This is a genomic window from Gemmata algarum (genome assembly GCF_034097035.1).
Classification (GTDB): domain Bacteria; phylum Planctomycetota; class Planctomycetia; order Gemmatales; family Gemmataceae; genus Gemmata; species Gemmata algarum.
Window position 1 is genome coordinate 82,413 of record NZ_JAXBLV010000211.1, and the last position, 20,876, is coordinate 103,288.

Here is a 20,876-nt window from a genome sequence, read left to right on the forward strand (position 1 = left end):
GTGGCGACAGCGGAACATCCTCCCGCGCGCTCGACCGAGTTGCCGCTCGAGCCCGAGATGCACGCGCTCGTCAAGAGCGTGTACGACCAGAAGCCGCACGGGCTGGTCTCGGTCGGCAACGCGATCGGCAGCGTGGTCCTCGACGGCCAGCACCCGCGGGGCTGGTGGATCGGGTTCCTGGCCGGCTTCGCGCTGCTCCAGATCCTGGGCGTCGCGGTGGCGTGGCTCTTTTACTGGGGCACCGGGGTCTGGGGCCTGAACGTCCCGACCGCCTGGGGCTTCGCGATCGTCAACTTCGTGTGGTGGATCGGCATCGGCCACGCCGGCACGCTGATCTCCGCCGTGCTGCTCCTGCTGCACCAGAAGTGGCGCACGAGCATCAACCGGTTCTCCGAGGCGATGACCATCTTCGCGGTCATGTGCGCGGGCGTGTTCCCGCTGATCCACATGGGCCGCCCGTGGTTCGCCTACTGGATGTACCCGTTCCCGAACGTGGCCGGCGTGTACCCGCAGTTCCGCAGCCCGCTGGCGTGGGACGTGTACGCGGTCACCACGTACTTCACCGTGTCGCTGGTGTTCTGGTACCTGGGGCTGGTGCCGGACCTCGCGGCGCTCCGCGACGACGCCAAGAAGCGGTGGCAGCGGGTCGTGTACGGCCTCCTGGCCCTCGGCTGGCGCGGCTCGGCGATCCACTGGCGGCGGTACGAGAAGGTCTACCTGATCCTCGGCGGCATCAGCACGCCGCTGGTGCTCTCGGTGCATACGGTGGTGTCCTTCGACTTCGCCGTGTCGATCGTGCCGCTGTGGCACGCCACGATCTTCCCGCCGTTCTTCGTCGCCGGGGCCATCTACTCGGGCTTCGCGATGGTGGTGGCGATCGCCATCCCGGTCCGCAAGTGGTACAAGCTCGAGGACTTCTTCACCGACCACCACCTGGACATCTGCGGCAAGGTGATGCTGGCGACCGGGTTCCTGGTCACCTACGGCTACTTCGCCGAGATCTGGATGGCCTGGTACGGCCACAGCCTCTACGAGTGGGGCACGACGCTCGAGCGCGTGTTCGGCCGGTACGGCTGGTCGTACTGGTGCCTGATCGGGTTCAACTGCGTGATCCCGCTGACGCTGCTGTGGTCCAAGCGGGTCCGCCGCAGCGCGTTCTGGCTCGAGGTCAACTGCGTCTGCGTGCTCATCGGGATGTGGTTCGAGCGGTACGTGATCGTCATCACGCTGACCCGCGAGTACCTGCCGAGCGCGTGGGGCCAGTACGCCCCGACGGTCTGGGACTACGCGACCATGATCGGCTCCGTGGGCCTGTTCCTGTTCCTGTTCTTCTTGTTCCTCCGATACCTGCCGATGATCTCGATCACCGAGATGCGCGAGCTCCTGCCCAAGAAGCAGGGCGGCGGCGGCGGCCACTCGATCATGGAGAACGCGCCATGAGTACGACCGTCACCCCGGGCGCGGCCCACGACGCGGGTCACGCGCATCACCACCCGGACCCCACCGTGCCCGTGCTGTGGGGCGTCCTGGCCGAGTTCGAGACCGCCGACCAGATGTCGCACGCCACGGCGGCGGCGACCAAGGCGGGCTACACCCACGTGGACGCCTACAGCCCGTACCCGGTGGGCGAGGCCGCGGACGCGCTCAACTTCCCCAAGAGCGAGATGGGGCCGATCATGTTCATCGGTGGGCTCACCGGTGCGTGCGCGGGCTTCATCATGCAGTACTGGGCGAACACGTACGGCTACTCGCTGAACATCGCGGGCCGGCCCTACTTCTCGTGGCCGTCGTTCGTGCCGGTCACGTTCGAGATGATGGTGCTGACCACCGCGCTGTCGGGCTTCTTCGGCCTGATGGCGCTGTGCGGGCTGCCGCGGTTCAACCACCCGCTGTTCAACAGCGCGAAGTTCGACCGGGCCTCGCGGGACCGGTTCTTCGTGTGCATCGAGGCGACGGACCCGCAGTTCGACGCCGCCAAGGCCCGCGAGCTCTTTAACGGCCTCCACCCGCTGTCGGTCGAGGAGGTGATGGAATGAGCACCGTGCAACGCGGAACACGCGCCCGGCTGCTGGCCCTGGCCCTCCTGTCCGCCCTCCCGCTCGCGGGCGGGTGCCGGCAGAAGATGTCCGACCAGCCGTACTACCGGCCGCTGGAAGAGACCGAGTTCTTCCCGGACAAGCGGGCCAGCCGGCCCATCGAACGCAACACGATCCACCGCGGGCAGTACCTGGAGAGCGACCCGCTCGTGACCGGGCTGACCCAGGACGAGTGGAAGCGGGCCTACGAGTACAGCCGCCCCATCGCGAAGCTGGACGCGGTGACGGTGTCGGAAGAGGACCGCAAGACCCGCGCCTTCGGCGCGCCGCGGTTCGCCCCGGGCGACGCCACCAAGGTGTTCGTCGACGAGTACCCGTTCCAGATGACCCACGCGGACCTGAAGCGCGGCCAGGAGCGGTACACCATCTTCTGCGCGGTGTGCCACGGCCCCTACGGGAACGGGCAGGGCAAGATTTGGGAGCGCGGGTACCTCACGCCGACCTCGTTCCACACCAAAGAGGTGACGGCGGACGAGGTCAAGCTGAAGAACCCGGCCGAGAAGCTGGGGTACTCCCGCGGGTACAAACTGTGGGGCCACGAGGTCGCCATGCCGGACGCCCCGGTCGGCTACTACTTCGAGGTCATCACGAAGGGGTACGGCGGTATGCCGAGCTACTCCGCGCAGATCGACGCGACGGACCGGTGGCGGATCATCGCGTACGTCCGGCTGCTGCAACTGAGCCAGAGCGCCGACGCCGCGAAGCTGCCCCCCGAACTTAAGAAGCTGGTCGACGAGGCGGGAGGAAAGAAGTGAGCACGCACCCCGCTGCCCCCCACGGCACCGGACACGCCGCGCCGGCGCACACGGACCAGCCCAACTGGTCGGCCTACACCCGCACCGGGGTCATCCTCGCGGTCGTCGGTTGGGCCGTGTTCGCCATCGCCGGCTTCCTGAACCTCGGCGCCGCCGAAGGGGTCGAGGCGAAGCACGACGCGAAGGCGCGGTTCTTCGTCGCGTACCTGTCCGGCTACACCTACTGGCTCAGCCTGCCGATCGGCGCGCTGGCCCTGCTGATGATCCGCTACGTCGCGAAGACCTCGTGGGGTCTGCTGCTGACGCGGCCTCTGGAGGCCGCGACGCGGACGCTCCCGCTCCTCGTGCTGTTCTTCCTGCCGATCGCCGCGGCGGTCGCGTTCAAGAACCACGAGACGCACGAGGCCCCGCTGTCGCCGTACTGGTGGTCCAACCCGTTCCACGCGCACGACGACCACGGCGCGGACGCGGGCCACGACGACCACGCCCATGCCAAGGCGGACGAGCACGCCAAGGGCGACGACCACGCCCAAAAAGACGGCGGGCACGAGATCAACAAGAACCGCGAGAAGACCGAGGTGCTCGGTAAGCGGATGCTGCAAAAGGCCGTCGAGGTGCAGAAGGCGGCCGAGCGTAAGGAGCGAGAAGAGGGGATCTACGGGTTCACCTCCGTGCCCGGGTTCATGATCACCAGCGCCGTGTGCTTCACGGTGTGGGGCGTCCTGATCTTCTTCCTCAACCGCTGGGGCAAGGAGACCTCGGACGCGACCGACCCGAGCCGGGTGGACGCCGGGTTGGAGAAGCTCAAGAACATCTCCTCGATCGGGCTGGTGCTCTACGCGATCATCAACACGGCGGCGTGTACGATGTGGGTGATGTCGCTGGAGCCGGGCTGGTCGAGCACCATGTTCCCCGTGATCTTCACGGTGAACACGTTCCTCACCACGTTCGCGTTCTGCCTGGCGCTGTTCCTGCTGATCGCCGACCGCCCCCCGTTCAAGGGGTTCATGCGGCCGAAGTTCCAGCTCGACATGGCCACGCTGATGCTGGTGTTCACCCTGTTCTGGTCGTACACCTCGTTCAGCCAGTTCATGCTGATCTGGATCGGGAACCTGCCCGAGGAGATCCCGTTCTACCTGAAGCGGTCGAACGAGTCCGGGGACCGGTCGTTCTGGTGGTACGTGTCCGCCGCGCTGATCGCGCTGCACTTCGCGCTGCCGTTCCTGCTGCTGCTGTTCCGCGGCATCAAACTGCACCCGAAGCGGCTGCGGGTCGTGGCGCTGTACCTGCTGGTGATCTGTGGCATCGACGTGATCTGGTGGATCGCCCCGAGCGCCCCGCCGAGCAAGTTCCCGGCGTTCCTGATGGACGTTGGCGCGGTGCTGGGCGTGGGCGGGCTGTGGCTGCTGTACTTCGTGTACCAGCTCAAACAGCGGCCGATTTTCCCGGACAACCAGGCGTTCCTGCTGCCGGAGGGACACGAACATGGCCACTGATCCGCTGCACGGCGGCCCGACCCCGTCGCCGAACCCCGGGGCCGACCCCGTGAACGTACTCGCGCCGAAGGCCCCCGGTCAGCCGTCGCACGACGACCACGACACGAGCGGCCCGCCCGCGCCCGAGGTGATCGCCCGCGGGTACGAAGAGGACGTGTACGACGCGAAGACGGTGCTCAGCGTCCCGGCGCTGGTGGTGTTCTTCTTCGTCCTCGCGTTCGGCATCACGACCGCAGTGTTCCTGGTTCTGGCCCCGGCTCACTTGGACCCGGCGGCCCACCCGCAGGCCCAGGCCCGGAACAAGGCGCCGCTGAACGAACGGCTTGCCCGGACGGGGCGCGGCAAAGAGGTCGACCAGCCGCGGCTCGAGCCGCTGAAGCTGCGGGACGGGGAGTCCCGGGCCATCACGCGGCCCGAGTTGAGCGTGAAGGCGGGCAACTCGCCCGAACTGCACCCGGAAGACCTGGTCCCGAACAAGGACCGGTACCCGGAGCTGTTCGTGAACGGGAAAGACCGCATCGGCCTCGACAAGACGCTTTCGCTCGGCGACGAGGCCCTGAAGAAGCTGTTCAAGTCGTCCGCCCCGCCGCTGCCGGCGGACGCGTCGGCCACCGCGGTGACGGGTGCGAACGCGGGCCGCGGGTTCGGTAAGGCTGAAGCGGTGTCGCCGAAGCTGCCCGAAACCGCGACCCCGAAGAATGCCGCCCCCGCCCCGCCCAAGGACGCCAAGGGAGGCAAGTCGTGATTCGCGGTTCGCGATTCTCGCCCGTTGCCCTGCTCGCGGCCCTCGCGGTTGTGTGCGTGCTGCCGGTGCCGGCTGCGGCCGGTCCCGACGGCGTCGTGCCCGAACACGACCGCCCGCGGAGCAACAAGTACGAGGCGCGGATCGACGAAATGATCGGCGCCCAGGTGCCGCTCGAAGTCGCGTTCCGCGACGAGAGCGACAAACCGATCACCCTGCGCGAGTGCATCGGCGGCAAGCCCACAATTCTGGTGCCGGTGTACTACCGGTGCCCGATGCTGTGCAGTGAAGTGTTGAACGGGCTCGTGAAGGCGCTCCGCGACATGCGAAAGCAGCACAACTACTCCATCGGCCAGCAGTTCAACGTCGTCACGGTGAGCATGGACCCGAAGGAGCACGGCGGGCTGGCGACGGAGAAGAAGGCCGCTTACGTGGGCGAGTACGGCGACGAAGCGGCCGCGGCGGGCTGGCGGTTCCTGACCGGCACCAAGGACGCGGTCCAGGTGCTGCTCGACGGCGTCGGCTACCGGTTCGAGTTCGACAAGATGCTGAAAGAGTACAACCACCCCAGCGCGCTCATCATCCTGTCCCCGGAGGGGAAGGTGACGCGGTACTTCTACGGCATCGGCTATGACAAAGAGTACCCGGTCGAAGGCCCCGAGGTGGTCGGCCCGAACGGGAAGACGACCAAGCCGATGACCACGCTGCGGCTGTCGCTGGTCGAAGCCGCCGACGGCAAGGGCGGGTCGCTCGCCGACCGGGTGCTGATGCTGTGCTACCGGTACGACCGGCTGCACCAGGGGTACTCGCTGAACGTGCTCCGGGTGGTCCAACTCGGCGGCATCGTGACGCTGGTGCTGGTCGTCGGCGGGGTGTTCCTGGCACTGAACCGCGAGAAGCTGCTCGGCGTGTTCCTCCGCGACGCGCTGCCGTACGCGCTGGGCCTGATTATTGTGCCGTTCTTCGGGCTGGTCGCGCTGATCCTCGCGTCGCCCGACGCGGCCATGACGCTGTCACCGAAACTGTTGGTGCCGTACTACGTCGTTGCGGGCGGCGCGCTGTACGCCTGGCACCGCTCGCGGGCGCGGCTCGCCGCAGCCGCCGCGGCGGGCGGCCCGAATCCCACACTGCCCCCCGAGGGGACCGCATGAACCTGTTGCCGTTAGTTCCCGAGCGGGCCTCCACGCTGGCGGACCAGTTCGAGTTCCTGTTCTGGTACATGTCCATCACGATGGGCCTGGTGGGGCTCGGCGTGTACGCGGTGCTGGCGTACTTCTGCGTCCGGTACCGCCGCGGCCAGGGTAACGGCTCGACGCCGCGCATCCTCGGCTCCACCCGGCTCGAGCTGACCTGGACCATCATCCCGCTGTTCGTGTTCCTCTCGTTCTACGCGTGGGGCGTGATGGTCTACAACCACCACACCCACGCCCCGGCCGACGCCGAAGAGGTCTTCATCATCGGCAAGCAGTGGATGTGGAAGGCCCAGTACCCGAACGGCCAGCGGGTCATCATCGGCGGCAACCCCGCCAACATGACCCAGGCCGAGCGGAACTCGATCGGCAAGCTGGTGCTGCCGGTCAACCGCCCTGTTAAGCTGACCCTCACGTCCGAGGACGTGATCCACGACTTCGGGGTGCCCGCGTTCCGCTCCAAGGTGGACGTGCTCCCGGGCCGCTACACCAGCGTCTGGTACCAGCCGACCAAGCTCGGCGAGTACCACATTTACTGCGACCAGTACTGCGGCACGTGGCACTCGCTGATGGTCGGGAAGATCGCGGTGGTGCAGGAGGACGAGTACCGGAAGTTCTTGCAGGGCTACGAGCCTTTGCAGGGCTCCGACAACCCGGTGGACGGGTCGCTCGCCCAGCAGGGCCAGCAGCTCTTCCTGAAGCTCCAGTGCATCAACTGCCACAGCGCCGACGCCAAGGCCCGCGCGCCGGTGCTGGAGGGGCTGTACGGCAGCACCGTCCCGCTCGCCGGGGGCGGCAAAGAGGTCGCCGACGACCACTACATCATCGAGTCGATCCGCCGCCCGCGCCTGAAGCAGGTCGAGGGGTGGGAGAAGATTATGCCGGCGTACGACGAGACCCAGGTCTCGGCCGACGAGATGAACGCCCTGGTGGCCTACATCCGCAAGCTGGGCCGGGGCCAGACGCCGAAGAACAACCAGCAGTTCCCGCCGCCCGTCGGGGCCCCGACCACGCCGACCGAACGCGGAACGACCTCGCCGGAGAAGAAGTAAATGAGCACCGTCGTAACGCACCGCGGGCCGGCCGCGGCCCCGGTCCCGCCGGAGCCGGCGGAGCAGCCGGTCAACTACCTGAACGTGTCCCACACCATCTGGTCGTGGCTGTTCACCGTCGACCACAAGCGGATCGGGATCCTGTACCTGATCTCGATCTCGGTGTTCTTCGCGCTCGGCGGGTTCTTCGCGGCCCTGATCCGCGCGAACCTGGTCACCCCGACCGGGGCGATCATGACCGAGGACGCCTACAACCGGGCGTTCACCGCCCACGGCGTGCTGATGCTGTTCTTCTTCCTCATCCCGGCGGTGCCGGCGGTGATGGGGAACTTCTTCATCCCGCTCATGGTCGGGGCGAAGGACCTGGCGTTCCCGAAGCTGAACATCGCGAGCTGGTATGTGTTCATGATCGGGGCCACGTGCTCCGCGTGGGCCGTGCTCGCGGGCGGCATCGACACCGGGTGGACCCTGTACCCGCCGTACAGCACCCGCGCGGCGCAGTCGGTGGTCATCCCGGGCGTGATGGGCGCGTTCATCTCGGGCTTCAGCTCGATCATGACCGGGCTGAACGTCATGGTGACCGTCCATAAGATGCGCGCCCCTGGCCTGACGTGGGGCCGGCTGCCGCTGTTCGTATGGTCCCTGTACGCGACCAGCCTGATCCAGCTCCTCGCGACGCCCGTCGTGGCGATCTCGCTGGTGCTGCTCATGGTCGAGCGGGCCTGGGGCATCGGGATCTTCGACCCGAGCATCGGCGGCGACCCGCTGCTGTTCCAGCACCTGTTCTGGTTCTACAGCCACCCGGCCGTGTACATCATGATCCTGCCGGGGATGGGCGTGGTGAGCGAGATCCTCACCTGCTTCAGCCGCAAGAACATCTTCGGGTACCACGCGGTGGCGTGGTCCAGCATGGGCATCGCGGTGGTCGGCTTCCTGCTGTGGGCGCACCACATGTTCGTCGCGGGGATCAGCTTCTACGCGGCGCTGCTGTTCAGCCTGCTCAGCATGCTCGTGGCCGTGCCGTCGGCCATCAAGGTGTTCAACTGGGTGGCGACCCTGTACCGCGGGTCGATCACGTTCCACGCGCCGATGCTCCTGTCGCTCGGGTTCCTGGTGCTCTTCACCATCGGCGGGCTCACGGGCCTGTTCCTGGCGACGCTGGGCACCGACATCCACCTGCACGACACCTACTTCGTGGTGGCCCACTTCCACTTCGTGATGGTGGGCGGGATGGTGCTGGCGTACATGGCCGCGGTCCACTTCTGGTGGCCGAAGATGACCGGCCGGATGTACTCCGACTGGTGGAGCCGGGTCGCCTCGATCATTATCATCGTCGGGTTCTTCCTCACGTTCATCCCGCAGTTCGTGATGGGGTACCACGGGATGCCGCGGCGGTACCCGAACTACCCGGCCGAGTTCCAGTTCTACCACGTGATGTCCACCGCGGGCTCCAGCATCTTGGGCCTGGGGTACCTGCTGCCGGCGATCTACCTGCCGCTGTCGCTGTTCTTCGGCAAGAAGGCCGGCGCCAACCCGTGGAGCGCCACGGGTCTGGAGTGGCAGACCCAGAGCCCCCCGACGGTCCACAACTTCGACGCCACGCCGGTCGTGGTGTGCGGGCCGTACGAGTACGCGATCGGCGTCGACCAGATGGGGCGCGGGCTGCCGGAACCTCCCGGCTCGATCGACGATCCGGCGCACCGCAGCGGCGTCACCGGCCCCGAAGGCCCCATGAAGAAGGAGACCGAAGTTGTCGGCTAGCACCCACTCACCGGTGCTCAAGCACCACTTCGAGGATCTCGGCCAGCAGCACGCGTGCGAGCGGCTGGGGATCTGGATGTTCCTGACGACGGAGATCCTGTTCTTCGGCGGGCTGTTCGCGGCGTACACCATCTACCGGATGTACTATCCGGCGGAGTTCGTGTTCGCGAGCTCGTACCTGAACCGGACCTTCGCGACCGTGAACACCATGCTGCTGATCACCAGCAGCCTGACGATCACGCTGGCGATCCGTTCGGCCAAGCTGGGCGACCGCGCGGCGGTGATCCGCAACCTGCTCATCACCGCGGCGCTGGCGTCCGCGTTCATGGTGGTGAAGGGGTTCGAGTACAACAACGACTTCGAGGAGCGCTACGTCGCCGGGGCGCCGTTCCGGGCGGAGTACGACAAGGCTGCGACCAAGCTCGCTCCGCTGAGCGACGCGGACGCCGAGAAGTTCGTGAAGGAGAACCACGCGAACAAGCACCCCGAGATCCAGCACTGGGCGGCCCAACTGGCTCTTCACAACCGTGAGGGCGCGGGCCACTCGGCTCTGGACCCGGGCAAGGTGCAACTGTTCCTGTGCTTCTACTACATCATGACGGGCATCCACGGCATCCACATCATCGTCGGGATCGGGTGCATCCTGTGGGTGGCGTGGGAGGCGTGGCGCGGGACCGTGCCGCCGGAGAACTACAGCACCGTCGAGGTGGTGAGCCTCTACTGGCACTTGGTCGACGCGATCTGGCTGTTCCTGATGCCGCTGCTGTACTTGGCCGGCGCCGGGGCGCACCACTAACGCTCCGATGCCGATTGGGGGGACAAGGCTCTGCGCAGTCCCCCCCTCATAAGCCGCTCAACGGCGGGACCGCGCAGAGCCTTGTTCCGCCTCACAACACGCACGCGATCCCGACCGGGGTTCTTCAATGTCGCACCCGCACACGTCCGCCGACCCGAGCGACCCGCACGGCATCCGCGTCAGCGCGGACGGAACCGGACTCCTGCTGACCGTTTTCGCCGCCGTGGTGGCGCTCTCGCTCGCGAACATCGGCCTCTCGACCAGCATCGGGCCGGGCAAGTTCACGCTGCCGATGCAGTTGCTGATCGGCACCATCCAGGCCGGCCTGGTGGCGTACTACTTCATGCACCTCCGGCACGGCGACAAGGTGGTGATCCTCACCGCACTGTCGTCACTGTTCTGGATGGGGATCATGTTCGTGCTGTTCCTGGGCGACTACATGACCCGACAGTACGTTGTGACCGGCTGACGCCGGAAGGACCGGATTCCGATGACGGCTCGACACACGGGGCGGGGGCGGTTTCGGGTCGCGGCGGTTGCCGCGCTGCCCGTAGCGGCCCTCGCCCCGGTGCTTTTGATCGGCCTCACCAGCGGTTGCGGTAAGCAGCCCGAGTACCCGCCGAACTTCACGTTCCCCTCGCGTGCCGACCGGCTCGTGCTGAAACTGCCGGACAAACCCGCGGCGGCGGTCAACGACCCGAATAGTCGCAACGACGAGATCGCCGCACTCGACTCGCTGGGCGGCAAGACCGCGGACCCGGCCACAATTCCGGCTGAGGAGCGTGCGAAGGTCGAGGCCTTCCTGAAGATCACGTTCGGTACTCCGGCGGCTCCGACAGTTGCGGTAGAGGGAGAAACCGTGGCCCGCCTCAAGCTGACGGCCGCGCACCTCGCCGAAGGTGGCAAGCTTTTCCGCGCGAAGTGTCAGCAGTGTCACAACCTTGCGGGCGATGGTCGCGGCACGTCCAGCGCGACGATCCCCTTCCCCCGAGACTACCGCCAGGGCGTCTTCAAGTTCGTGACGAGCAGCGCGAGCGGAAAGCCCCGTCGCGCGGACCTCGTGCGCGTCATCGCGGACGGGCTCGTGGCCACGCCGATGCCGTCCTTCGCGCGGCTGCAAGAGGGGGAGCGTGACCTGCTGGCAGGGTACGTCGTGTACCTCGCGGTGCGCGGGCAGGTCGAGTTCGAGGGCCTCCGGGCCGCGGCGGAGGGTCGGGCGGACGACCACGCGGCGCGCACCCGGGCCGTTCTCCACGAGTGGGAGCAGGCCGAGGCGGCGCCGCTACTGCCCGCCGAGCCGGACGACGGCGAACCCGGCACCCCGAAGCATCAGGACGCGGTTCGGCGCGGGCTCGCGCTGTTCACCGCCAAGGCCGATAACTCGTGTGCGAGCTGTCACGGCGAGTTCGGGCGCAAACCGGTCCTGCGTTACGAGGTGTGGGGCACGGTCGCCAAGCCGGCGAACCTGACCGACACGACGCTGAAGGCCGGTTCCAGACCAGAGGACGTGTTCGCCCGGGTCCGGTTCGGGATTCCCGCCGTCGGCATGCCGGCCCACCCGGAATACTCCGACCGCCAAGTGTGGGATCTGGTGCGGCTCGTGCGGTCATTACCGTATCCGGGCCGGCTGCCCGAAGACGTGCGCGGCACCGTGTACCCGAAATAAGAACGGCGGCCCGGGTCGCCCCGACGGGCCGCCGGCTCACTGCGATTCCGAGCGTTTCACCGATGACTGACTCCATCCGTCCCGTTCCGCGGTGGCTGCATGTGTGGGCTGTGCTGGCGGTGCTCGCCACGCTCGTACTGCTCGCCATCGGGCAACTCGTCACCAGCTTCGGCGCGGGCATGGCCGACCCGGTCTGGCCCACCGAGCCGTGGTACGTGTTCCGCACCGCGACCGAGTCCGAAAAAGAGCGGTTCCGTAAGGACTACGCGTTCTTCCTGGAACACTCGCACCGGATCGCGGGCTGGAACATCGGCGGCATCGTGATCGTGCTGGCGGGCGGCTTGTGGCGGACCGAGCCCCGCGTTGTCGCCCGTTGGTGGGCGTTGGCCGGGGCGGCGGTGCTGATCGCGGGCTACAGCGAGTTCCACCGGGGGCTGCGAACGCAACACAACACGCCCGCGGCGGAAGTGACGATACCCGTCGGCGCGGCCGGAGTTGCGGTGTTCGGCGCGGTGAACATGATCGCGGTGGCGGTCTCCGGACTGCTCGCACGCACGCCAGCGGCCCTCGTGCGTTTGCTGGGGAGTTTGTCGCTCGTCGCGGTGATGATCCAAGGCCTGCTCGGCGGTTTCCGCGTGAAGCTCAACGAGTTGGTGGGCACCGATCTGGCCGCGTTTCACGGGATATTCGCGCAGGTGGTGCTGGGGCTGCTCACCGCGGTTGCGGTGCTCTCTGCACGGTACGGCGCCGGAACGGAGACGCGCCGGCTCGGGCGGTGGGCCGGGGTTTTAGCGGTCGTCGTGTTCGTGCAGGTCGCGTTCGGGGCGATGGTGCGACACTACCCCGTGCCGCTGTCGCAGCGGCTGCACTTCGCGACCGCGTTCCTCGCGACGGGGCTCGCGGTGTGGGTGCTGAGGGCTGTAGTGGTTGATCCGGCGGCTCTGATACGGGCACGCGGCGTAACGTGGGTTCTGGCGGCGCTCCTGGTGGTACAACTGTATCTCGGAATCGAGGCGTGGCTCGCCAAGTTCGGCGCGTACATGTTGCCGGAGCTGGTGCCGGTCACTCCCGAGGGCGGCGCGATTCGCACGTTCCACGCGCTCGTGGGCAGCGGCGTGTGGGCCGCGTCGCTGGCGCTGGCCCTGCGGCTCGGCGGCCGGCGAGCGGGCAAAATTGTACATTGAACACTCACGATTCCGGTGCCCCGGCGCATGCGCAAGCCCCGACGCACCGGACTCGGTCGGAACACACTTCCGCGGAGACGCGCGATGATGAAGGTGACGTTGACCGGCGAAGCCGACACGCTCAACCCGCTCGGCACCGGGGCGGGTGCGGGCGCCGCCGTCGCCGCGCCGAAGGCGCACGCCCCCTCGCGTCTCGCGGACTACCTCGAACTGACCAAGCCCAAGATCGCGGTGATGGCACTGTTCACCGTCGGCGCCGGGTACCTGCTGGCCGCGGGCGGCAGCGCCGGATGGAGCACGCTGCTCCACACGCTGATCGGTGCCGGGTTGGTCGCCGCCGGCGGCAGCGCGCTGAATCAACTCTTCGAGCGACGCATCGACGCCAAGATGCGCCGCACCCGCAAGCGTCCCCTGCCGTCGGGTCGATTGACTCCCGAGGAAGTGGCCGCGGTCGGCGCCGGGCTCGCGGGCGCGGGCCTGGCGTACCTCGCGGCGACCGCCGGCGCGGCGGCGACCGTCGCGGCGGCGCTCACGTTCATCGCCTACGCGTTCGTTTATACGCCGATGAAGACGTGGACCGTGTGGAACACGGTGGTGGGCGCGGTGCCCGGTGCGCTGCCCCCGGTGATCGGGTGGTACGCCGCACAGGGCTGGGGCGGGGCCGAGTGGGAAGGGGCGGCGGCGCTGTTCGCCATCCTGTTCCTGTGGCAACTCCCGCACTTCCTCGCGATCGCCTGGATGTACCGCGCGGACTACGCCGCCGGCGGACTGAAGATGCTCCCCGGGTCCGACCCGACGGGCAAACTGACGGCGTTCGCGATGGTGGTCACGGCCGCGGCGCTGCTCCCGCTGGCGGTGCTGGTCCCGCTCGCCGGGCTGGGCGGCTGGTTGTTCGGCGTGGGGGCGGTCCTGTTCGGCCTCTCGTTCCTCCGCCGGACCGTGGAGTTCGCCCTCGACCGCACCGACCGCAAGGCCCGTAAGGTGCTGCTCTCGTCGCTGTTCTACCTGCCGGGCGTGTTCGCGCTGCTCATGATCGATGTCCTCCTGGTGAAGTGAATATGACCCGTTGCACCGTGCCGCTCTTCGCACTGATTCTGGCGGGGTGCGGTTCGCTCTCGTCCCCCAGCCAGCCGGCCAAAGAGCCGGACCTCGAGTACCCGGTGGGCGAGTTCGTGCTCACCGAACGCAGCAGCGCCACCGTCACCGACCGCGACCTGCGCGGGAAGGTCTGGATCGGGTCGTTCATCTTCACCCGGTGCAACGGCCCCTGCCCGGCCGTCACCTCCTCGATGCAACGGCTCCAGACCGAACTCGCCGAAGAACTCAAGGGCGGGAAGCTGAAGCTCGTCACGTTCACAGTGGACCCCGCACGCGACGACCTGAAAGCGCTCAACGAGTACGCGGACGCGCGCAAAGCCGACCCCAAGAACTGGCTGTTTCTGACCGGCGACGAGAAAACCATCCACCGGCTACTCCAGGACCAGTTCAAGCAGGCGGTGGAGCGAAAGCTCGGTCCGGACGTGAAAGAGGGTGACGAGTTCGGCCACAGCACACGGCTCGTACTGGTGGACCGAGACGGCGTGATCCGGGCGATGTACGAAGGGCTCCCGAACGAAGAGTTCCCGGACGGGAAGCAGCGGTTTGAAGCCGGGCTCGGGCGACTGAAAGACCGGGTGCGTGAACTGTTGCGCTGAGAGCCCGTGGCGGTACGCCCGAAACGCGGGTTGTGCCACCTTCCACAACGAATCACCGCGGTTCCGGTCCTGAAGTTCGCCGGAGTCGAAGATGCTGCTGCTGCTCCTCACCGCCGTCCTCGGTGCCCCGCCAGACCAACCTGAATTTACCGTAAACGGAGCTGACTCCGATACCCCGACCGGAAAGCTCACCGCCATTTCGCTTACCCTCGGCGCGCAGGTTTCAACCGCGGACGGCCTGAAAACCGTGAAGGGCGTGGTCTCGCTACGGCAAGCCGGTCGTCCTCTTCCCCCTTTTCCGGACGGGGCGCACATCGTGACCGCGATTGGCGACCGCATCCCGGGTGCTTTTGCCGGTGGCGATACGAAGCAGCTCCGCTTCCGCCATGTGACCAGCACCGGTGATTGGGCCATCACGGCCGACATGGTTGCAGCCGTCTGGCTCCGCCCGCCGCCCGCAGACACGCCTCCCGACCCCGCCAAGTACGCCTGGCTCAACGGCCCCGCGCCGCGTGACGCGTTGCTGTACCGCAACGGCGATAAGGCCCGCGGTGCGATCACCGGGTTTACGGAACACGGCGTCAAGTTTACGGCGGATGCCGGCGCGCCCCGCGAAGTCCCGCTCGTCGATCTCACGGCGATCGGGTTCAACCCGCGTTTGGTGCGTGCCCGCAAGCCGAAAGGGCCGTTCGCGCACCTCGTTCTTACCGATGGAACGAGACTGATTGTGTCGGAGGTGGCGGTGAAGGGCAACGCCCTTGTGTGTACGGCGGTGTGCGGGCCGGCGTTCGAAGTGAAACTCGCTCAGGTTGTCGCGCTCGACGTGATGCAAGGGGTTGCAACTTACCTTTCGGACCTGAAGCCGACGAAAGCGGAAACGGTCGGCTTCTTGGATCCCGCGTGGGACTGGGCGGCCGATCGGTCGGTTCGCGGCCAACCGCTGCGACTCAAGCTCGGCGACGACGAGAACACGTTCGACAAAGGGCTCGGCACGCACCCGAAAACGGTACTCAATTACGACCTCGCGGGGAAATACACGCGGTTCGAATCGCTCGTTGGGCTCGACACGGTCACCGGCAAACGCGGGCGTGCCGACGTTCGCATTCGTGTGGACGGTAAAGAGGTGCCACTGCCGGAGCTGAAGGCACTCACGGCCGGGAACGCGGTTCCGGTGAAGGTGGACGTGCGTGGCGCGAAGGAACTGAGGCTCGTAATCGGCTTCGGTCCCGCCGGCGACGTACAAGCGGACGTGAACTGGGGGGCCGCGAGGCTCGTTGCGGAGTAACAGGCTTTCGAGCGCGTAGCGGGATTGAACCGAACTCCCCTCGGGCTTCGGTCTTCATCCTGTTGATCCTGTCAAATCGGTCTGCGTAAACACGTGCCTCGCATGGGCGGGAATGCTGCCAGGACCGTCGCTCATGCTGCTATCTTTTATGTGTTGAATCTCGCGTCCCCGGAAACGAAGCAAGCCGGCCCTTTTGGACCGGCTTGCTTCGTTTCCGGGGACGCGAGACCCTGGAGCAGAAAACGCCTTTGGCTTAGCGCTTCGAGAACTGGGTGCCGCGGCGGGCGCCACGCAGACCGTACTTCTTACGTTCCTTCATGCGGGCGTCGCGGGTGAGGTACCCCGAGTCGCGAAGCTTCTTCACCATCCCGCTGGCAACGTCAGCCGGTGACGGCGCGGCGGGGGCAGCCCCCGGGATCAGCGGCGCGGCGGTCGGTGCCGCCTCGGCTGTCGCGACAGGAGCCGCAGCCTTCGGCGCAATCGCCTTGGCCTTGGCCTGCTCCTTTTTCTGGTCGCGAAGCGTCTTGATGACCGTAACGGTCGCGCTCTTGAACGTTTCCCGTTGCTCGTCGGCCGGGCTGAACATGGTCTTCATCGCGCGGGCGAGGCCCTGCGAGACCGCCCCGGCTTGGCCGGTGATGCCGCCGCCCTTCGCCGTGACGAACACGTCCACGCGGCTCAGTTGGTCGGTGATCTTGAGCGGCCCGAGGACCGCGGCGCGGTCCTTGTCCTCGTGGAAGTACTCGTCGAACGGCTTGCCGTTGATGAGCACTTGGCCCTTGCCTTCGGTCACACGAACCCGGGCCACGGCGGTCTTGCGCCGGCCGGTGGCGATGTAGTAGGTGCGGTGCGTTTTGTTGGCGGGCTTCGCCGGCTTCTTCTCGGCCATGAGTGGTGTTTGGTGTTTGGTGTTGAGTGTTCAGCGCCCGGGGTTCGTGCGGCTGGTGCGTCGGGGTCCGGGGACCGAAGCGCGAAGCACCAGGCAGGAAACGCCGACTTACTTCAGCTTGAGCTCTTGCGGGTTCTGCGCCTGGTGGGGGTGGGTGTTGCCCTTGAAAATCTTGAGCTTCGAGAGTTGCTTGTAGCCGAGCGGACCGCGTGGCATCATCCGCTTGACGGCGCGGAAGATGATCTCTTCCGGCTTCTTCTCGAGCATCTCCTTGGCGGAGGTGATCTTCTGGCCGCCCGCGTAGTGGGAGTAGTCCTGGTACTCTTTCTGGTTCCACTTGTCGCCGGTGAACTGGACCTTCTCCGCGTTGACGACGACGACGAAGTCGCCGGTATCGCAGTGCGGGGTAAAGGTGACCTTGTTCTTACCGCGGAGGATGTTCGAGATCGTGACCGCGAGGCGGCCGACCACGAGGTCCGTGGCGTCGATCAGAATCCAGTTTTGTTGAACCGTGGAAGCTTTTGCGAGGGTCGTGGACATTGTGATTTCAATCCGCTGCCGGCGGTCTGTTGCCGGGGTGCCAAAAACACACTACGCGACGCCGCCGGCGCCGGAAGATTATCATGGTACGCCTCAGAACGGGTGCGTCAAGGCCGTCACAACGGAAAGGTTCGACGGTCGCGCGCGAATCACATTGGTAGGACAACGGCGTACCGTTACGGTCCCGGAACGTCACGCACCACGAGGGTCGATTCATGGCCACCGAACTCGCACGCCCGCAAGAGTACCCGACGTTCGGGCTGCCGCCCGGCTCCGTTCGCGGGATCATCTCGGTGCTGATCTGCTCGTTCTTCTGGATCGTCCTGCTGTGGCCCGCGACCGCGCCGCTCACGGTGCCGCTGGCGCACTTCTTCCTGCTCACGCTCGTGTTCCTGGCGTTCGCCTCGCCCCCGCCCCACGACCCGGGCGCGTCCGCACTGTTGCCGTGGGTACTGCGGGTGCTGTTCGTGGGCGGGAGCGCGGTGGTCGTTGGGCTGGCACTGTGGCAGGACGCGGCGCTGACGGCGGCCCGTTTGACCCCCGGCCCGGCGCAGGTGGTGCAGTGGCCGCTCCTGCTCGGGTGCCTGGCGGGCGGGTTCGGTGCGGCCCTGGTGCTCCGCACCGTGCTCGGCCGGCACAACCCGCTGTTCCTCACGCTCCGCGCCTGGGTCGGCACGATCGCGATCCTGCTCCTGTTCGCGGAAACGATCCTCCAGTTCCTGGTGCTCCCCGGGATCAGTGAGAAGAACCCGGACGTTCTGAAAGTCTGGGAGGGCGTCATCATCGCCGCGGTGGCCGCCTACTTCGGCGCGCGAGCGTAGGCGGAGTTCGGAGCGCGGAATGAAAGACGACGGGAGCGACTTCGGAACAGAGGTGGGGTCAGCTTCTGTTTTCCGTTCCGCAATCCGAACTCCGAGTTCCGCATTACCCCGGCAGATTTGCGTCCCACCTGAATCTGTTCTAGGGTTCGGGCAGAAGTCACGCCCGGCCCGGGAGCACACGCCGGGTCCCGCGGCCCCGTCCCCGACACGGTGAGCGATGTCTGTACCCTCCTCGGTCGAAGAGCTGCTCCAACTGATCCGCAAGAGCGGCATGGTGGACGAGGCCAAGCTCACCGCGTACCTCCAGCGGCGCCAGGTCACCCGCGGGCTCCCCGCCGACTCGCGCGAGTTCGCCGACGAGCTGGTCCAGGACGGCATCATCACCTACTTCCAGTCCGAGCAGTTTATGCTCGGCAAGTGGCGCGGGTTTACCATCGGCAAGTTCAAGCTGCTGGAGCGCGTGGGCGTGGGCGGCATGGGGCAGGTGTTCCTGTGCGAGCACATGTTCATGCGCCGCCGGGTGGCGGTGAAGGTGCTCCCGCCGGCGAAGGCCGAGCAGCCGGCCGCCCTCGGGCGGTTCTACCGCGAGGCCCGCGCCGCCGGCAGCCTCGACCACCCGAACATCGTCCGCACCCACGACATCGACCAGGACGGCAACCTCCACTTCATCGTGATGGACTACGTGGACGGGCCGAACCTGCTCGACGTGGTCAAGCGGTTCGGACCGCTCGACCTGGGCCGCGCCGTCAGCTACGTGCGGCAGGTGGCGAACGGGCTGGAGTACGCGTTCCGCAACAAGCTGATCCACCGCGACATCAAGCCCGGCAACATCCTCATCGACCGCAAGGGCGTGGCCCGCATCCTCGACATGGGGCTGGCCCGGTTCCTGAACGACCACACCGACCAGCTCACCATCAAGTACGACGACAAGATCGTGCTCGGGACCGCCGACTACGTGGCCCCCGAGCAGGTGGCGAACAGCCACTCGGTGGACATCCGGGCCGACATCTACGGGCTGGGCGCGACGCTCTACTTCCTGCTCGCGGGGCACCCGCCCTTCCCGACCGGCACGGTGTCTCAGAAGCTCCTCTGGCACCGGACCAAGGACCCGACCCCGGTGCGGCAGATCCGGCCCGAGGTGCCCGAGGGGTTGGCCGTGATCGTCGGCAAGATGATGGCGAAGGACCCGAAGGCGCGGTTCCAGACCCCGGCGCAAGTGGTCGCCGAACTGGACGCGTACCTGCCCGCGTCCGTGCCGCTTCCGTCCCGGGACGAGATGCCGCTGCTGAGCCCCGCGGCGATGGAGGGCGCCAGCCCCGACGACGAGGGCGCGAGCGAGGCGGTGGCGGAAACCCCGCTCAACGCCTCCGCGACCCTCGGCTCGGCGAACCCGGTGAAGGCCGCCGCGGTACTGTCGGGCGGCACGGCAACGGTCGCGCCCCCGGCCCTGAACCCGTTCGGCACGCCGGCCGCGCCCTGGGGCGGCTCGGTGCGGCCGAAGCCGCCGTCCCGCCCGGCAATGGCCCCGCTCCCGCAACCGCCCCTGCCGCGCCCGGGCGACTCCGCCGGCCCCGACGGCATTCCGCCCGCGAAACGGTCCGGCCCGTTCGCGCCGTCGAACCCGTTCCGCGAGGACGCCGTTTCCGGCCCGGCCGCCCCGCCCCGCCCCTTCCCCTGGGTGCTTCTGGGGGCCGGCGCCATCACCGTTGCCGTACTGGCCGCGCTGCTCGCGCTGAAGCTGATGTGACGCGGCGCGCATCCCTCTCCACACATCGCGGCTACCGCTGAGTAGCCGCGATGTCGCGACGTGTCCGGCCTCGGGAAATCAGGGGCGGGGCGGCTTCGGTTTCTTCGGGCTGCACAAGTTCGCGCCGGTGTTCGTGTGCGGTCGGAGCCGGTTCGTGATACTTCCGTGTGCCAACACGGGGTGCATGGGACTGGCGCGGGCCGATTTCGCTGGCGGGGCCGATCCGGATCGGCGCAAGGTGCTGGTGCGGATCGCGGATGGGTCAGACAGGCACATGGGCAAGAGGTTGGCGGTGACGGCCGGGGTGGTGCTGTCGTTGTCCAGGCGCGCGATCGTGGCCCCTTCACCACAACGAGATCAGCGCCGCGGGGATAAGAATCCGCATCTATCGTAAACAAGTTGTAATTCACTTGCGCCAACAACTCTGATTCGTGACCGTACTTGAACACGCTTTGCAGCTATTGGATCACGTTCCGCAGCCGGACCGCACGTCTTCGCCATCCAGGCCCGTAGCGCCGCGAAATCGTCTTGGCCGAGTTCAGTGACCAATACGTCTGCCACGTGCGCGGCAACCGCTCAGCAGTGTCGAGCGCGGCCTTTTGTGGTTCAGGAATACGTTGTACAGTGCCTTGGCTGTGACAACGTGGAGGTATCACGGGGCTTCCGGCCAGCGTGGAGCGCGTCCTTCTGCTCGAGGTACCTGGGGAGTGCGCCGTCGGGACTGTTTCACAGGCCGAGGTCGTGCAGTTCCCGCGGATCTTCTACACCCAGCGGTTTGTAGAGTGCGGAAATAGCGGGAACTCCGGGTGCGGCTTGTTCGGCTTGTTGGCGAACCCGGGCGCAGTAGAATCGCTCTGAGACGTGACGGCCGTTCTTCAAAAACGGCTGTTGTGATGAAGGGCCGAGGCGTTGCAAACACCCTCGGCCGTTTCCGAGGATACCGGGCGTCAGATCGGGTGTCAAAGACAGGAAGTCTGGAAGCCAGAGAAGACGCAAGTAGCTGTTCTTAAAGATTTAGCCCTCGTAGCTCAGGGGATAGAGCACTGGTTTCCTAAACCGGGGGTCGCGCGTTCAAATCGCGCCGAGGGTATTCAGGATTTTCAAGGATTTCAGCGCTAATCGTCGCCACCGCTAACTGTGCCTACCCCTTTACCGCCACCTT

General features: G+C 67.0%; 19 protein-coding genes and 1 tRNA gene. 18 read left to right on the top strand and 2 right to left on the bottom strand.

Annotated elements, in window-relative coordinates; genetic code table 11:
• The 15 genes from nrfD (at position 1) to R5W23_RS24690 (ending at position 15,717) form a co-directional block, all read left to right on the top strand.
• A complete protein-coding gene (gene nrfD / locus R5W23_RS24620; protein ID WP_261190016.1) occupies positions 1-1,440 on the top strand; it encodes an NrfD/PsrC family molybdoenzyme membrane anchor subunit in 1,440 nt (479 codons plus the stop codon).
• Positions 1,437-2,036, top strand: coding sequence for a DUF3341 domain-containing protein (locus R5W23_RS24625; protein WP_320688607.1), 600 nt, complete (start codon positions 1,437-1,439; stop codon positions 2,034-2,036). Before nrfD ends, R5W23_RS24625 begins: the two co-directional genes overlap by 4 nt.
• Positions 2,033-2,851 (top strand): c-type cytochrome, encoded by an 819-nt coding sequence (locus R5W23_RS24630; protein WP_320688608.1) that lies wholly within the window; start codon positions 2,033-2,035, stop codon positions 2,849-2,851. The genes R5W23_RS24625 and R5W23_RS24630 overlap by 4 nt, the downstream gene beginning before the upstream one ends.
• Complete coding sequence (locus tag R5W23_RS24635; protein ID WP_320688609.1) at positions 2,848-4,347, top strand: hypothetical protein; 1,500 nt, start codon at positions 2,848-2,850, stop codon at positions 4,345-4,347. The genes R5W23_RS24630 and R5W23_RS24635 overlap by 4 nt, the downstream gene beginning before the upstream one ends.
• Positions 4,337-5,092, top strand: a complete 756-nt coding sequence (locus R5W23_RS24640) for a hypothetical protein (RefSeq protein WP_320688610.1) — start codon at positions 4,337-4,339, stop codon at positions 5,090-5,092. The genes R5W23_RS24635 and R5W23_RS24640 overlap by 11 nt, the downstream gene beginning before the upstream one ends.
• On the top strand, positions 5,089-6,240 hold the full coding sequence (locus R5W23_RS24645) for an SCO family protein (protein ID WP_320688611.1): 1,152 nt from the start codon (positions 5,089-5,091) through the stop codon (positions 6,238-6,240). Before R5W23_RS24640 ends, R5W23_RS24645 begins: the two co-directional genes overlap by 4 nt.
• Positions 6,237-7,331, top strand: coding sequence for a cytochrome c oxidase subunit II (gene coxB / locus R5W23_RS24650; RefSeq protein ID WP_261190010.1), 1,095 nt, complete (start codon positions 6,237-6,239; stop codon positions 7,329-7,331). Before R5W23_RS24645 ends, coxB begins: the two co-directional genes overlap by 4 nt.
• A complete protein-coding gene (locus R5W23_RS24655) occupies positions 7,332-9,092 on the top strand; it encodes a cytochrome c oxidase subunit I (protein WP_261190009.1) in 1,761 nt (586 codons plus the stop codon).
• On the top strand, positions 9,082-9,888 hold the full coding sequence (locus tag R5W23_RS24660) for a cytochrome c oxidase subunit 3 (RefSeq protein WP_320688612.1): 807 nt from the start codon (positions 9,082-9,084) through the stop codon (positions 9,886-9,888). Before R5W23_RS24655 ends, R5W23_RS24660 begins: the two co-directional genes overlap by 11 nt.
• A 127-nt stretch (positions 9,889-10,015) precedes the next feature.
• On the top strand, positions 10,016-10,357 hold the full coding sequence (locus tag R5W23_RS24665) for a cytochrome C oxidase subunit IV family protein (RefSeq protein ID WP_320688613.1): 342 nt from the start codon (positions 10,016-10,018) through the stop codon (positions 10,355-10,357).
• Positions 10,358-10,378: 21 nt separating this feature from the next.
• Positions 10,379-11,554 (top strand): c-type cytochrome, encoded by a 1,176-nt coding sequence (locus R5W23_RS24670; protein WP_320688614.1) that lies wholly within the window; start codon positions 10,379-10,381, stop codon positions 11,552-11,554.
• 62 nt (positions 11,555-11,616) lie between these two features.
• Positions 11,617-12,738 carry a COX15/CtaA family protein gene (locus R5W23_RS24675; protein ID WP_320688615.1) on the top strand — a complete coding sequence of 374 codons (1,122 nt, stop codon included), beginning with the start codon at positions 11,617-11,619 and terminating at the stop codon, positions 12,736-12,738.
• 84 nt (positions 12,739-12,822) lie between these two features.
• Positions 12,823-13,794 carry a heme o synthase gene (gene cyoE, locus R5W23_RS24680; protein WP_261190004.1) on the top strand — a complete coding sequence of 324 codons (972 nt, stop codon included), beginning with the start codon at positions 12,823-12,825 and terminating at the stop codon, positions 13,792-13,794.
• 2 nt (positions 13,795-13,796) lie between these two features.
• The gene (locus tag R5W23_RS24685) at positions 13,797-14,432 is read left to right on the top strand and encodes an SCO family protein (RefSeq protein ID WP_320688616.1); all 636 of its coding nucleotides are present in this window, start codon (positions 13,797-13,799) and stop codon (positions 14,430-14,432) included.
• A gap of 91 nt (positions 14,433-14,523) precedes the next feature.
• Positions 14,524-15,717, top strand: a complete 1,194-nt coding sequence (locus R5W23_RS24690) for an NPCBM/NEW2 domain-containing protein (protein ID WP_320688617.1) — start codon at positions 14,524-14,526, stop codon at positions 15,715-15,717.
• A 253-nt stretch (positions 15,718-15,970) separates the two neighbouring features.
• Here R5W23_RS24690 and rpsI read toward each other — a convergent pair whose 3' ends face one another.
• Complete coding sequence (gene rpsI, locus R5W23_RS32800; protein ID WP_407936161.1) at positions 15,971-16,606, bottom strand: 30S ribosomal protein S9; 636 nt, start codon at positions 16,604-16,606, stop codon at positions 15,971-15,973.
• 108 nt (positions 16,607-16,714) lie between these two features.
• The gene (rplM, locus tag R5W23_RS24705) at positions 16,715-17,146 is read right to left on the bottom strand and encodes a 50S ribosomal protein L13 (protein ID WP_261190424.1); all 432 of its coding nucleotides are present in this window, start codon (positions 17,144-17,146) and stop codon (positions 16,715-16,717) included.
• A 215-nt stretch (positions 17,147-17,361) separates the two neighbouring features.
• On the opposite strand from rplM, the gene R5W23_RS24710 reads away from it, so the two are divergent.
• The 3 genes from R5W23_RS24710 (at position 17,362) to R5W23_RS24720 (ending at position 20,804) form a co-directional block, all read left to right on the top strand.
• A complete protein-coding gene (locus R5W23_RS24710; protein ID WP_261190425.1) occupies positions 17,362-17,967 on the top strand; it encodes a hypothetical protein in 606 nt (201 codons plus the stop codon).
• Positions 17,968-18,184: 217 nt separating this feature from the next.
• The gene (locus tag R5W23_RS24715; protein ID WP_320688618.1) at positions 18,185-19,714 is read left to right on the top strand and encodes a serine/threonine protein kinase; all 1,530 of its coding nucleotides are present in this window, start codon (positions 18,185-18,187) and stop codon (positions 19,712-19,714) included.
• Positions 19,715-20,731: 1,017 nt separating this feature from the next.
• Positions 20,732-20,804 (top strand) — tRNA-Arg (locus R5W23_RS24720).
• Positions 20,805-20,876: the final 72 nt, after the last annotated feature.

What these genes read in the sequence shown, in the direction of transcription:
- coxB (WP_261190010.1), top strand. Translation starts at nt 6,237, where the DNA reads ATGAACCTGTTGCCGTTAGTTCCCGAGCGGGCCTCCACGCTGGCGGAC.
- rpsI (WP_407936161.1), bottom strand. Translation starts at nt 16,606, where the DNA reads ATGGCCGAGAAGAAGCCGGCGAAGCCCGCCAACAAAACGCACCGCACC.
- R5W23_RS24690 (WP_320688617.1), top strand. Translation starts at nt 14,524, where the DNA reads ATGCTGCTGCTGCTCCTCACCGCCGTCCTCGGTGCCCCGCCAGACCAA.
- cyoE (WP_261190004.1), top strand. Translation starts at nt 12,823, where the DNA reads ATGATGAAGGTGACGTTGACCGGCGAAGCCGACACGCTCAACCCGCTC.
- R5W23_RS24685 (WP_320688616.1), top strand. Translation starts at nt 13,797, where the DNA reads ATGACCCGTTGCACCGTGCCGCTCTTCGCACTGATTCTGGCGGGGTGC.
- R5W23_RS24715 (WP_320688618.1), top strand. Translation starts at nt 18,185, where the DNA reads ATGTCTGTACCCTCCTCGGTCGAAGAGCTGCTCCAACTGATCCGCAAG.
- R5W23_RS24710 (WP_261190425.1), top strand. Translation starts at nt 17,362, where the DNA reads ATGGCCACCGAACTCGCACGCCCGCAAGAGTACCCGACGTTCGGGCTG.
- R5W23_RS24640 (WP_320688610.1), top strand. Translation starts at nt 4,337, where the DNA reads ATGGCCACTGATCCGCTGCACGGCGGCCCGACCCCGTCGCCGAACCCC.
- R5W23_RS24665 (WP_320688613.1), top strand. Translation starts at nt 10,016, where the DNA reads ATGTCGCACCCGCACACGTCCGCCGACCCGAGCGACCCGCACGGCATC.
- rplM (WP_261190424.1), bottom strand. Translation starts at nt 17,146, where the DNA reads ATGTCCACGACCCTCGCAAAAGCTTCCACGGTTCAACAAAACTGGATT.
- R5W23_RS24675 (WP_320688615.1), top strand. Translation starts at nt 11,617, where the DNA reads ATGACTGACTCCATCCGTCCCGTTCCGCGGTGGCTGCATGTGTGGGCT.
- R5W23_RS24655 (WP_261190009.1), top strand. Translation starts at nt 7,332, where the DNA reads ATGAGCACCGTCGTAACGCACCGCGGGCCGGCCGCGGCCCCGGTCCCG.
- R5W23_RS24625 (WP_320688607.1), top strand. Translation starts at nt 1,437, where the DNA reads ATGAGTACGACCGTCACCCCGGGCGCGGCCCACGACGCGGGTCACGCG.
- R5W23_RS24670 (WP_320688614.1), top strand. Translation starts at nt 10,379, where the DNA reads ATGACGGCTCGACACACGGGGCGGGGGCGGTTTCGGGTCGCGGCGGTT.
- R5W23_RS24630 (WP_320688608.1), top strand. Translation starts at nt 2,033, where the DNA reads ATGAGCACCGTGCAACGCGGAACACGCGCCCGGCTGCTGGCCCTGGCC.